Source organism: Winogradskyella immobilis (assembly GCF_021887715.1).
GTDB classification, from domain to species: Bacteria; Bacteroidota; Bacteroidia; order Flavobacteriales; family Flavobacteriaceae; genus Winogradskyella; species Winogradskyella immobilis.
On sequence record NZ_JAIQXX010000027.1, the window covers coordinates 1 to 14,021 of the forward strand.

Annotated in this window: 11 protein-coding genes; all 11 read right to left on the reverse strand. The window is 29.6% G+C overall.

Going from position 1 to position 14,021, the window contains the following annotated elements; translation table 11 throughout:
* Nucleotides 1-100 precede the first annotated feature (100 nt).
* Nucleotides 101-1,201: a serine hydrolase domain-containing protein gene (locus K8Z87_RS13135; RefSeq protein WP_227478038.1), complete on the reverse strand. Its 1,101-nt coding sequence runs from the start codon at nt 1,199-1,201 to the stop codon at nt 101-103.
* A gap of 236 nt (nt 1,202-1,437) precedes the next feature.
* Entirely contained in the window at nt 1,438-2,817 is a 1,380-nt protein-coding gene (locus K8Z87_RS13140; protein WP_227478039.1) for a S41 family peptidase, read from the reverse strand.
* Between the two features lie 227 nt (nt 2,818-3,044).
* Nucleotides 3,045-4,538: a S41 family peptidase gene (locus tag K8Z87_RS13145; RefSeq protein ID WP_227478040.1), complete on the reverse strand. Its 1,494-nt coding sequence runs from the start codon at nt 4,536-4,538 to the stop codon at nt 3,045-3,047.
* 143 nt (nt 4,539-4,681) lie between these two features.
* Nucleotides 4,682-6,139, reverse strand: a complete 1,458-nt coding sequence (locus K8Z87_RS13150; RefSeq protein ID WP_227478041.1) for a tetratricopeptide repeat protein — start codon at nt 6,137-6,139, stop codon at nt 4,682-4,684.
* A 214-nt stretch (nt 6,140-6,353) separates the two neighbouring features.
* On the reverse strand, nt 6,354-7,136 hold the full coding sequence (locus K8Z87_RS13155) for a hypothetical protein (protein WP_227478042.1): 783 nt from the start codon (nt 7,134-7,136) through the stop codon (nt 6,354-6,356).
* 140 nt (nt 7,137-7,276) lie between these two features.
* Complete coding sequence (locus tag K8Z87_RS13160; protein ID WP_227478043.1) at nt 7,277-9,028, reverse strand: hypothetical protein; 1,752 nt, start codon at nt 9,026-9,028, stop codon at nt 7,277-7,279.
* Nucleotides 9,029-9,190: 162 nt separating this feature from the next.
* Nucleotides 9,191-9,700 carry a hypothetical protein gene (locus K8Z87_RS13165; RefSeq protein ID WP_227478044.1) on the reverse strand — a complete coding sequence of 170 codons (510 nt, stop codon included), beginning with the start codon at nt 9,698-9,700 and terminating at the stop codon, nt 9,191-9,193.
* A 141-nt stretch (nt 9,701-9,841) separates the two neighbouring features.
* Nucleotides 9,842-11,272 (reverse strand): serine hydrolase domain-containing protein, encoded by a 1,431-nt coding sequence (locus K8Z87_RS13170; protein ID WP_227478045.1) that lies wholly within the window; start codon nt 11,270-11,272, stop codon nt 9,842-9,844.
* Nucleotides 11,273-11,471: 199 nt separating this feature from the next.
* On the reverse strand, nt 11,472-12,404 hold the full coding sequence (locus K8Z87_RS13175; protein WP_227478046.1) for a hypothetical protein: 933 nt from the start codon (nt 12,402-12,404) through the stop codon (nt 11,472-11,474).
* A gap of 122 nt (nt 12,405-12,526) precedes the next feature.
* Nucleotides 12,527-13,192, reverse strand: coding sequence for a hypothetical protein (locus K8Z87_RS13180; protein ID WP_227478047.1), 666 nt, complete (start codon nt 13,190-13,192; stop codon nt 12,527-12,529).
* A 218-nt stretch (nt 13,193-13,410) separates the two neighbouring features.
* Entirely contained in the window at nt 13,411-13,848 is a 438-nt protein-coding gene (locus K8Z87_RS13185) for a hypothetical protein (protein WP_227478048.1), read from the reverse strand.
* Between the last annotated feature and the right edge of the window lie 173 nt (nt 13,849-14,021).

Here is a 14,021-nt window from a genome sequence, read left to right on the forward strand (position 1 = left end):
TTTGCAATAGCAAAAAGTGGATTGCCTTATGATGAAAATTTTGTTTCAAAATTAGCTCAATAATGCTTGTTTTTTAACTCAGTTCTTTGTTGGCATTTCGTTATTCTTTTTCCAATGTTTTCATTAACTCAAAACATAGTTTGTCAATATTTCCCATATTCGGATTGAATGCAGAAACATTCGATAGGATAATTATTCCATTTTTTGATTTTTCGTCAATTACCATTGATGATGAATATCCTCCAGTTCCGCCATTATGCCAGTACCAATGATTTTCAGATTGGGATTTTATTATGTGCCACCCTAAACCAATATCCATATTTTCATTTATTTCAAAAGTTTTTTCTCTCGTAAGTTTAAGTTCATTGTTTGAATAGTCAAATTGAGAAATGGCAAAATACGATAGGTCTTCTATTGTTGACAATATTCCACCTGCACCTGCTAAAACTGCAAAATCCCAATTCGGAACTTCTTTTCCTTCATTATTTAAACCTGTTACTAATTTCCCTTTTATTTTAGTAATATCTGTTGTTGAATTTTGCATATCATATTTGGAAAATATATTATTCTGCAAAAGATTTTCATATTTATCATCACTAATTTTGCTTAATATATAAGCGAGTAATCCTGCTCCTAAATTGGAATATTGATTTTTACCTTTATTTGATAATTCGAGATGTTTCGATAAATATTCTTTCAATTCTTTTTCCTTATATTCTTTGTATGGATTTTTAAGGTCAACTTTTGTCAAGTCAAGATTAATTGGTAATCGAGGAAGCCCAGATGTATGATTAGCCAAATCAACAAATGAGATTTCTATATTATTTTTTATAGATGTTTTTAAATAATTACCGATATTTTCATTTAGCTTAACTTTTCCTTCAATAACAAAATCTGCGAGTAGAGTTGATGTGAAAACTTTAGATATAGAACCTATTTCAAAAACGCTTTTTTGGTTCTCAATCGTTGAAATTGTATCACTTTCTTTAATAATACCATAATAATTTATCTTACCATTTTTAATTATTGCAATTGAAATTTGTGTATGATTTGGAAAAATTCTTGCTTTTTCAAATATTATTTCAGATTGTCTTTGGGAAATTATATCATTTTTAATAGTCAAATCATTGATTACATTTTCAGTTTGCCCAAATGAAAGATTAACTATAAAAGTTAAAATTATTAATGTTATATTTTTCATTGTTTTATGAATATTTCGTTTTTTCATAATGAATGCCAACGTCTCGTATAAGAAACGTAGGGCAGTTGATAAGCACTATAGTTTCGGTTTATTACTTAGCTAAATATAAATATTTTGCTTTTATCTTTTTTACTATAAACGCCAAATTTTATATTTAGCGGACTTTGTTAATATTCACAAACCTTTCGATTAAGCAAAAACGCCCTATGTTTTTTATACACTGTTAGGGGCAGTTTTTATTCATACAATTCAATTACTTTTTCAATAGCTTTATCATTAGTTTTCAATTCTATTAGTAAATCCATATAAAAATCCTTTGCATTTCTACTGTAATTGATTTCATAGTCTGTAGGTATTCCAGTCATTTCATAATTTTTTCCATTTGCATTTTCATATATCTCGTTTGAGAGTCCGTATTCCCATCCGTTTGGTAATCTTTTAGAAAGTACGTCTGATAATATTCCTTCGGTATTTGAACCAATCCTTATTATGTTTTCTATATTTTGAGATGCTAAAACAAAAGTTTCACTTGCGCTTGCGGTTTGAGGGCTTGTTAATAGGTAAAGTTTTCCTTTGTAGTTCAGTTCGTTTGGTTCAATATAGATGTTTTGGGTTTTTGTAAATCCGTTTTTTAACCTCGCTTTTTTTGAAAAGGCAATTCTTTTTTGGTTTGTAAAATAACTTAAAATTTCTAATCCAATTTGGTCAAATCCTCCTCCATTAAATCGAACATCGATAATACAAGATTTAGTGTTTTTGACATCTTCATAGATTATAGCCATTTGCTTTTTAAAGCTGGTTAGAACATCTTTTTCGTAGTTCAAACTTTCGTCTGCGTTTTCCCAATATTGTTCGTCAAATTCTTCGGTCGTTAGTTTTTCAGAAATATTATAATTTGCTAAATCCTCAAAATCATTAAACTGGATATAGCTCGTGCTGTCATTAATAAATCCCCAATTTATCATTCCCTTGTTGTATGTCTTATAATTGGGAATATATTTTTGAGTTATAGAGTAAATCACTTTTACACGTAAATTATCCGTGTCCTCATCATTTTCTTCAATCCTGTCTTCCAGCGAATCAGGTATATCAATAGATACATGTCCATCTTTTAATTCAGAAATCATTGCATTAAGAACTGTATAGAGTTCTAAATCTGATGATTTTTTTGATAATCGATTCCGATATTTATTTTTCAGTTTGTTCCAGTCAATTTCTCGTAAATTAAAGAAGGCATAGTTTTCATTGAAAGTTTCCCATAAGGCATCAAAATTCGATAGAGGATTGTTTTTAGTTTTTTTACAAATTTCAGATTCTTTGGAACGAACGAAATTGTAATTTGTAAAACCTACTTTTATCTGAAGACTGTCTTTAGTCAATTTATTTATGGTGTAGAACTCTTCTAAATATTTTGTTGGAAGTTTTGTGTTTAGGTTACATCCACTTTCGTAAGTGTCGCGTATTAAAATAACCTTTTTTGAAATCACTAATTGTTGTCCGTAGCCGATTGAATTCCAAACTCCGTATAGCCGTCCGTCAATTTCTTTCTTTTGAGCACTACACAATTGAAATAGAATTGTTGTGAATATTAATAAATACAAATGTTTTAATTCCATTTCGATTGTTTTTTCAAATTGCCCCTAACGGCTCCGTATATGAAAAGTAGTGCTGAAAATAAGCTGTTACTTTTCGGATTAAACACAAGCCGAATTTTTAAATTTTACTATTTATCTTTTTCATTGTAAATCGTCAAATTTAAAAATTTGGCGGCTTTCTAAAAATGCTCAAAACTTGATATTAGCAACTACTTGCGCTATTTTTTATATACAATGTTAGGCACAGTTTATTCTTTCTTGATTAGTTCCTTTAGCTTGTTCAATTGATAATCTTCTTTCCACAATATTTGGTCTAAATTCCTTTCAATAGTAATGTCTGGCTTTGTTCCAATTCCATCTAAAATTTGTCCGTTTTTTTGAAAAGAAACCATAGTACTTATTTTTCCACGCAATTCAGAGTTAGGCAATTCAAATCTTTCACTATTTCCGCTTGAACCATCCGTATTTACTCCAACTAATTTTATGTTCGGTATTTCTTTAAAAACTGAAGCAAATACAGAAGCTGCACTAAAACTCTTTTCATTTGTCATTATATAAATTGACTTATCGTAATGGTATTTGTCTTTAGTAAGTTTTTTGCCATTTAACACGAAGTAATGAAACTCACTATATTTATTATCATCTAAATTATACATCGGAACAAAAGTGGACATAAATTTATCAACTAAATCTTGCTCTTGAGCATCTAGTTCATTTCTTGAAAACAAGAACCGATTGTGTAAATCATCTTTTAGGTCTTCGTTTAAAGGTAGTTTTCCTCTTTGTCTTGTTGCATTTACAATATAAGAAGTATTGGGATTAATAAAATAGCCTGCGAATTCGTTTATTAAATGTCGCGTTCCACCACCATTCCCTCTTACATCAATTATTAAGGACACACTTGATTTAGCCTTAACCATAAATTCATTTATAGTCTGAAAAAAAACCGACGCTTCTTCTTGGTCAACCATATTTGGAATTCTCAAATATGCAATATTATCTTCGTCAATATGGAATAGATTTTTAATTAATTCAGGTTTATTAAGGTCTTTTCTTTTTGGGTTATTTACACGCTTAAATTTTTCATCCCAAGTAATATATGTACTTCTCTTATTTTCAAGTGGAATTTTAACAATAGTATCAGTCTTTCCATTTGTAAACGTAAACTCAAAGTTTTCTGGAATTGTTTTTCTCATTATGGCGTAGTTGTCAGCCATATATTTTAATTGTTTTACACTTCTTGTCCGCAATGCAATTTCCGGTGCTTTTATGTCTTTGGGAACAACCTTTTTTAGAAAGTCATCTATTTGAATAGTATTTATTGCTTTTAAAAATGGAAATTTTTGATACAGCAAATGATATTCTTTTTGCGACTTATTGTAGTTTAATGCAACAACTTTGTCATTGAGTGGTGCAACCACAAATGGAAGAAATAAATTATTTGGCAAATCGTAACCTCTGATATAAGAATGTCTGTCGCCAATCTTACCGATAGTTTTAGTTAGGAATATTCCGAAATCAGATTTTGATATTTTATTACCATCTATTTGTTCCAAATATTTGTGAAAATCTTCACGATAATCAAATCCGTTTAATCCTTGATATGAAGATTGGTTTTGTATGAAATCGTCTAAAAATTTTAAATCATTTTCAATTTCACTTTTTGTTAGATATTCTGTTTCATTTTGAGCCTTGCAAGTAAGCGAGAAGATTGATAAAAAAATGATTATGTAGATTTTCATTGACTTTTTTTAATTGTGCCTAACGTTGTTGTATAAGATTAGTTGCGTGGTTTAAGCACTAAAGTTAGCTAATAAACCACAGATAGAAAATCTGTAAGGACTTTCGAAAATAGGCTATAACTAGCAATTAATTTTATACGGTGTTAGGCATAGTAATTTTTTTTATACGGTTCTATTAACTTTTCTAGTCTTTTTTCATTTCTATATGGGTCAAAAGCATAATCACTCAGATAGTTCCAAACTGGACAACCTTTGTCTAATGCTTGTTTTAAAAATTTGTAAAAATTCTCCTTATCTCCTTTGTCAGAGTAAATTAAAGCCATTGTACCATCTAAATTAGGCCAATCAGGATTAACTTCTCGAGCTTTTTGAATATATGATATTGCTTTATCAAATTCTTTTATCCTTCTGTAACCAACAGCTAAATTATTATAAAGTAATGCTAAGTTTAAATGTCCAAGTTCTTCTGCTTTAAGATAATCAGAAATAGATTCATCGTATCTTTTGGTTTCTTCATTAAAATAACCTCTATTAAAATAGGCTACAGCTGATTTTGGGTTTAGTTCAATTGACTTATTTAGAATTTCTTCTGCTTCTATAAATTTTTGTTGTTTTGTTAAAACATTACCTTTAATGGCATATGGCCATTCATTCTTTGGGTTTAATTCTATTGATTTATTTGCATCACTAATTGATAAATCAAACTCATCTAGTTGATTATATGAGTTTGCTCTGTTAGCAAAGGCTAAAGAATTATTAGGTTCTAATTTTATTGCTTTACTTAAATATTCTATTGCTTTTTTGAATTTATATAAATCGTTGTAAGCTACACCAATGTTATTTAAAGCGTTGTAGTTTTCTGGTTCTAGTTCTAAAACATTTTCATACAGAGAAATTCTAATCTTATGGTCTTTGGTATTAAAAGCTAGGTTAAAGAATTCATCTGCTCTTATATTTTCCTGTTTTTGTTTAATTTCTTCATCAGTTGCATCTAATTCTATTGAAGTTTCAATGTGCTTTGGTGGTGCAGCCCAAACAGAATTGATGATGTCGTTTCCTTTTTTCTTAATACTCTCGATGGTGTCATTTCCTTTCGTTTTTAACTCGTTTAAAAGCCTTTCAATTTCTGCGTCTCCCTTTTTCTTTATGATTTTTGAAATGTAATCGTCAGTCACTTTCTGAGAAATCACTTCATTTGTCTTGCTTTCTGCATATTCTTCAGCAGTATTTTGAATTATTTGTTCGACTCTTTTTTTGATGGCTATTTTTCCAAAAAAATTAATTGCTGCTCCAATTAAGGCTAATACTATACCAATAAAAAAAACGTAAATATTGATTAAGTCTTTTGTATCTTCTTTTTGCTCTTTTAATTTCTCGTTAGTTGAACTTATTTCTTTTTCAATTAACCTTTCAAGTTTTGAAACTTCTTCTTCTAAATGTATTTTCTCGGTTTTAATTTTCTCAAGTTCTATAAGAATCTTTATATCCAAAGACTTATTAACTTCACTAATCTCAAGTTTATTTTTCGGTTTTATTGAAGTTTGTCCAAAGGAAACGAAGCTTATTGATAAAATGAGAAGTATGGTTATGTGTTTTTTCATTCAGTTTTTATTATGCCTAACGCCTGAGCTATGAAAAGTAAGGGAGTAAACTAGCGTTTACTTTCCGCCACGCACATAGCAAAGTCTTTTTGTTTTGTTTTATCTTTTTTGTTTAAAGCAAAATCCCAAAGATTTTGCGGACATCATAAATATACACAAACCTTTCGATTAAGCCCGAAACCCTTATTTTTTATAGGTTTTGTTGTACAATGTTTTATTCCTTTGCTAATTCCGATTTCATTACTGTAGTATTCAATCCGTATGTTTCACAAAGATTTTCAACTAATTTGATATACCAATCTGGGGAATGAGGGCTTAGAATTATATTGTCAATTAATTTGTCCAATTCCACATTCAGATATTTTCCCTGTTCTATTTCTTCTTTTGTCCAATCGTATACTAATCCACCGCTGTAATTAACTGTATGTATTAATCTTAATTCTTCTTCATATGAATAAGCTTTGTGTTTATGTATTACAGGATACATTTTGTTCCCATCAGGCATTTCATCTAGACTATGATTTATATATTCGACTTCGCTTAAATCTATTTTCTCTTCGGTGCTTTTAAAGGCTTCAATAAGTGAAGTGACTTTAGAGGTAATCATTATTCCTTGGTTGAAATCTGAATATATTTTCCATAAAGCTGCCGATTCAGAGTCGCTTATATTCCAGCAACAAATTGTTTTTAATGATTTCATTCTCTTTTCAGCTTCAAAGTATTCGTTTACTTCTTTGAGAATTTCTTCATTATTTAATTTTTTGAATTTGGTACTGCGTAAATGTGATGTTGCGAAAAAATCATATCTCCTTTGCCAATTCGATTTAGCTGTAGTTCCTTCAAAATGGTCTTCTAGTTTGTCTAATCGACAGAAGAAAAGAGATTTCCTTTGAAGCAATGACACAAACTTTGTTAAGTCCATATACTTCACAATCTGATAATTTTCTTTGGGGTAGAAAACGGGACTTGTATGTTTGTTAGGAATTATTATTGGCATTTGGTAAATATTGTACAACGTTGTTGTATATGGTTTGTTGCGTGTTTCAAGCAACTAATTTAGTAAATAATTATGGACAAAGAAAGTCCGCGAGGACTTTCGAAAGTAGGCAATAAGCCAGCAATAAATTATATACGGTGTTAGCTACAGTACTCTTTAAATAATAAATATTTTGCAAAATTATCCTTATTTATTTTAATTGATTCATCCTCTTTTAGGTTTTTAAGCCAGTTTTCATTCAAAGTTTGGTAATGAGTTACAGCTTGTGGAATGCTGTCTAGAGAATTTGAAATAATATTATCTAGTATAAATTCATCCATAAAAGTGTCAAAATAGGAATGAGCATTTTCGACAAGAATATCTAAATTTCTTGTGTTTTTGCCATCGTGTACAATATTATTTCTAGTTCTATATAGCCTTTTTATATGCCACTTTATTCTTTGGTTATGTTTCTCTAAAAAAGAAATAATTTTTTTAGATGAACTAAGATTTTTATTCAAATTATCGATTCTAAATCTTAATAAAGGGAATTCATTTAATTTACTGTAAAGAGATTTTCTTTCATTTTCATAATCACTTGACGTACAAAATGAGCAGATAGCATTAGTGTCTGAGTTCTCTCCTGTAAGTTTTTTTATTTCCTCAAATTCGTCTTTATTCCAAGTATAAATTGATTTAGATAATTCATTAAATATTTTTTCAAAATATTTTAAAGAAGAAATATGTCCTAATGAATTTATAATGTGTATTACAGTTGTGGTTTTTCCAGTTCCAAAAAGTGTTTCATAAGTAATCCATAAATTTAATAATCTATTTTCATTTGAATCAGATTGAATTGCAAGACTATGAAGGTTTACTGCACGATCAAATTTTAATTTCGTGGAATTTGTAGGTGTAAACTTTCTCAAGAACGTCTCTAACATTTCAGCAGCTACTTTATGTGACATATCTTCTCCTTTGGCCATTGGGGAAGTTGTAGGTTCTATTAAGAAATGCTTATCATCTAGATAAATAATTGCTGTCCTATCAATTGTTGGTGGATTCTTATGATGAAAATATGAAAAGAAGCCTGCTAGTCTATTTAAAAGATTTATCGCCATTAATCTTGCAGATTGAGAGTCAAATGCTTTAATCTCTATACATTTTGCAAATACTTCATTGTCATTTTTAGAATTGATAAATTCATTTGCTTTTTGATTGCAATTTTCTAACTCTAATTCACTTATTATCTCTAGTTTATATTTTGAACATAATTCTTTTATTTCATTAAAGCTGTTTGAAACCTTAATATAAACTATGAACTCTTTTCTTTTAGGTTCAAAATATTGAAAAAAGTGAGATAAACCTCTGTTTTTCTTCAAACGTCCTCCAAAAAAATAGTAATTTACTTGATGATAGATATAACTTTGATGAAAACCTACATTTATTAAAGCTGTTACTAATTGACTTGCTAAAATGTTTAAATTGATTTTAGAACCTGAGTCGAACTCTTTTTCAATAAGTTTAAATAATTCTGGTATAATTTGATTCAAAGAAATTTTATTAGATAAAATTTCTAAATCGATTCTAAATTTGGATTTGTTATTTTCAATTTTTAAAGGGAAGTAAATTTGATATTTAGGACCTAAAATACTTTTGGTAACAATATCATTTTTTGCTTTGAGGTTAATCTCATCAACTATATCTTTTAGATTTAAATCCTCCGTTAATTCATTTTTTATTTTATTTATTCGTCTTAGAGCTTCAATTAAAAGCAGATTAATATTTAAGGCGTAATATTTATAAGAATCAAGAGTGTAATCAAATAATAATTCATTTAATCTTTGGGCAAAGAATAATTCTAGCTCTTCTGAACCATCAGTTTTCCAATTTTTTAAATTTCCTTTTTTCATTTAGTATAGTGGTTCTGTATTGTAGCTAACGGTTTTGTGTATGGTTAGTTGCGTGTTTAAGCAACTAATTTAGTAAACAAAAACGAGCGCGAGAAAATTCCGAAGGAATTTTCCAAATAAGCACTTGCCAAAGCAATTAATTATACACGTTGTTGCCCACAGTTATTTTTTCGACTCCACTTTCGATTCTAAATAAATTCCTCCATTAACTTCATAAACCACTACCATTTTTAATTCCAAATCTGCAAGTTCGTCACAACAGATTCCGTATTTTTCTTTATCAGCGTAAATCGCAGAATAGGCTTTGCTCAATTCCAACACCAAGTCTTTCCTTTTAAATCCATTTTCATTTTCAATTTCGTAACCTATTATTCTATCTAAAGGAAAATCGATTATCAGTTTGGCTTTTGTGCTGTCGGTTACCATTTGTTCCGCACCATATAGTTTTTCTAATTCAGGCGTTTTTAGGTTTATTCCGCCAACACCACCTTTTTCTCGAATATATTTTTTCCCATTGTCGCCTTCAATTTGGAATGGATTTGCGGATTTTATCATTCCGCCATACATTAAGTCAGTTTTTTCAATTTCTACAAACTTTTCCGATAGTGGTTTTGTTCCACAACTAATGAGGTAAAAAACTACGGTAAAAATTATTAAACTGCTCTTTTTCATAATTGTGGGCAACGGTCTAGTATAAGAATAGTAGCGGATTTTTACATACTAATTTTCGGTTAAACACAGACCTTTTTTATATTCACTTACTTTCGTTTTAGCGATTAAACCGCTATTATTTTTATACATTGTTGTAGGCAGTTATTTTATCCGACTTGCTGTTTTGTCAACTCCTTGGCTTTCCTGAATTACTCTATACTTTTCTACGTTTCCTTCATCGTCCAAGATAAAGGTATATGATACTTCGGGCGACCAACCGTCAACTATAAACTTTGTTTCTGAAACTGACACAAGCTCCATTTTATAGTCTTCGCTCATTACGACATAAAGCTTATCATTTTCAAGTGCTATTTCTCTTTCTTTATTATTGTCTCTCAAATACTTACCTGAATAAAGTTTTAAAGTTTTATAATCTAATTTAATTGGTTTTTCAACTTCTTGATTGTAAAGTATTCTGCGTGTATTTTTAATCGGGATTTCTGTGTCTGATAATGAATTGTTCTGTAAAACGATTATGGTTTTGTCATTATCGAGATTTCTTTCGATATAAGAAATGTAGCCTGCCCAACCTCCAGAATGAGATGCGACTTTTCCGTGTATTTTCGTACTATCAATCATCCACCCAAAACCATAGTCGGTAGGTAGGCTGTCTTTGGTTATTGATGAAGAAAATATTACATTAAGGTCTTTGTTGTTTACTAATTTGTTACCATAAAGTGCTCTGTCCCATTTTAGTAAATCGGTTGGATTTGAGTTTACCATTCCATCTCCAACAATACCATCGAGATAAACAACATAAAAATCCTTTCCAATCTCATCTGGCAAAATCTTTTTTTGCAAACTGTCTGAATAAATATATCCATTAGCATAGTTTTCAATCTCTTTAGGCTCAAATCTTCTTCTGTACACAAATGTATTCTGCATATCTAAAGGTCCAAATATTTTATCGTTTAGATACTCTCCGAATTCTTTTCCGCTGGCTCTTTCGATTATCGTGCCTAAAATTAAGTAACCTGTGTTGCTATAATCCCATTTTTCATTAGGTTCAAAGAGTATTTTTGGTTTGACTTGCCCGAACATCTTAAGAATATCATCGTTTGTTGCTATTTTAGATTTTTCCCAATTGGTATCGGCAAGTTCCATATAGTCGGGAAGTCCTCCTGTATGATTTAATAAATTTTTAATGGTAATTCCTTTGTAGTCGATTAATTCCGGAACGAACTTGGTAATGTCATCATCATAATATAGTTTGCCTTCTTTTTCGAGTTGAACAATTCCCATAGCGGTAAACTGTTTTGAAACCGAAGCCAATTCAAAAACGGTACTATCGTTTAACTTTCGGTTAGTTTCTTCATCAGCTAACCCATAGCTTTTCTCAAAAATTATTCGTCCATTTTCAGCTACTAATACACTTCCATTAAAGGCACCTTTATTGTGAAGTTCAGAATATAATGTGTCTAGTTTTAGTGCTTTTGGATTTGTATCGGTTTGAGATTTTTCAATTTCAGACTTCTCTTTGCACGAAGTCAGACAAAATGCTCCAATTAATAATGTCAAAAAAAGGTTTTTCATTAGCTGTTTAATTTTTTTGATTAAGGTTTATATGTTTAACGTATTTTTCTGCGATAATTGCCTACAACGTTGTTGTATATGGTTTGTTGCGTGTTTAAGCACCTAATTTAGCAAATAAAAACCGAATAGAAAATCCGCGAGGATTTTCGTAAATAGGCTAGAACTAGCAATAAATTATATACGGTGTTGTGCATAGGCTTTATTCTATTTTTAATGCTAATTCAATTGTGAAATCCATACATTCTTTTACAATTTTAATATCATATTCAACCGTGTTTTCTCTTTCTTCGTCAGGAATCCAAAACTCAACTTTTCCAGTATCTCCTTTTATAATTTTTGAAACATAAGGTATATGCTGTTTAAAATGTGTGTATTCTTTTAAGTCAACAGACAGACTTAAAATTGTTTTCAAATCATAAATTTCAGATTGTAATCGGTTTACGTCTTCTGCTATTTCCTTTAAGTTTTCTCTTAATACAGAATCAGGTTCGCTACCACCAAATTGTGCTGTATATTTTATTAAGTAGTCTACATCGTGATGATTTGAAAGAATATTTTCTCCATATTTGCCTTCAACTCGATTAAGATTGTTTTCTAATTCATAAAAAGCTTTTCCAATAGACCACATAGCTTTTTGAAGTTCGTTTTTAGAAATGTGATTTTCAGAATCCAATAAATATGTTTTTACATCTCCTTCGCTTATTAGTTGTATTAAACTTAATTTATCAAATTCTATATTAAAAATCTGATTTGTAAAATCAGTAAGAAACAGCTCAGTCTCAGTATATAAATTTGGAATTTGCTTTGTGTCAGTAAAAATTGTTGCGTGTTTTAATTGGTTTCTTAAATCATTTATCCGTTTGATGTAAGATTTGTTAATTTGCTGTTGTTTTTCTTCGTTAAATACTTTGTTTAGTTCCTCTGAATAAGTGTCAAGAATGTTTTGCGAAGATGTTTTAGATTTTCCAGTTTTCACTTCAAAACATAATTGAAGAAAACATTCAACACAATCGTGAATTGTCAATATAGCAGAAGAGGATAGAGGTCTTTCTAAATTCTTTTGCTGACCAGCTTGATAATGTAAATATTTTACAAATGTTAATCTTTCTATTTTGTCTCTTGATAGTTTCATTTCACAGCTTATGCACAACGTATTTGTGTATGGTTAGTTGCGTAATTTTAACGTAAAAGTAATTAAAATAGATGAAATTAATTATCTGCGAGATTTGTCCGAAGGAACAAATCCGTAAGCAATTAATTATACATTTTGTTGTACACAGTTTTTATTTCTCCTTTTTTTATTAAATCAATTAATTCACACCTTTTTTCCGAATTGCTTTGTTCTGTAAAACTCTCTCCAATTTTAACAAAATCGTACGGAATATATTTGTTTTCAGATTCGATAGTTTTTTCAAAACTACTTTCTCCATAAGCGAGTAGAGTTGTTTTGTTTGAACTATCAGAATTTAATAAGATTCTCTTTAATTCTCCGTTTTTTTGCTTGGTAAAAACTCTAAATCGAGAGCTTTGTAATTCCAGTTCAGTTGGGTAAAAAGCAATTCCATTTTTGTCAAAAACTATTTGTTCACGCCTTTGTTTTTTTTCAAATATTTGTCCGAAATCAGTGTTGTCAATAATTATTGCTGTTCCTTTAAAGTCAACAGGAAGAATTAAGTCAACTTTTTGAATATTCGCAAAATAGAATGTGATTTCATAGTAAGCTTTATAAATTGGATAATACAAAATTAGAGGTATCAAAATCCAGATTAGCTTTTGTTTCAGTTTGAGTGTTCCGAATGAAAGAGTAATTGCTCCGATTATGAAAATGGGAACACCAATTATTCCTCCCATAAAAATGAAAAATGGAATTAAAAATCCTATTACGATTAATCCAATTCCTATTTTATCAAACTTGTTCATTTCTCAAATTGTGTACAACGGTTTGGCTATGATTAGTGTGGGCGTAAACTAGCTTTTACTTTCCGCCACTCACAAAGCCAAATTTTATTGTTTTGTGTTTTTCTTTTTTGTTTTCAAATGCAAAATCCATAAGATTTTGCGACCTTATAAATATACGCAGACCTTGGCGTAAAAACCAAACCACCCACATTAATTATAGCCGTTGTTGTACACCGTTTTTATTCGCAAAGTTTTATTAGATTCCAATCGACTAATACAGTTTTGGTTTGTGGATTATATTCAAATTCCCTTATTTTTTTCTCGCAATTCAGAGTCAAATAATCAGTATCAATTTTTTGAGTATTAAAATAACCTAACAGTTGTGTCCAATGATATATTGGTAGGCAATTTTCTTTTTCCAGTTCCGTAAGTAACTCAAATTCTGTTATAGAAATATCTTCAAAATATGGAATTTCGAAATCTCCAATATTCAGTTCACTCTCAATTAATTCAATATTTTTAATTTCAATAGATAGGCCCGAGAAAGAGATAACCAAATTTAAATTTTCAATTTTAGATTCTATAGGTAAAACAAAATTTCCGTCAAAGTCAGCCATTACCACTTGGTCAGATTCCTTAAACTTAATTTCAGCTCCAGGTAAGGATATAGAATCCATTAATATCGTTCCGCTAACTTGACTAAATAAAATATTTGTCAAGGCAAAAAAAGTAATTGATAGTATGTAATTTAATTTTTGTATTATACTGAAATAGGTTGACTCTTTTTTGATTATTATTTCGACGTTCAAAAGATTTTTTTCAGCCGTTTAGAAGGCAAAAAAATAGTTTG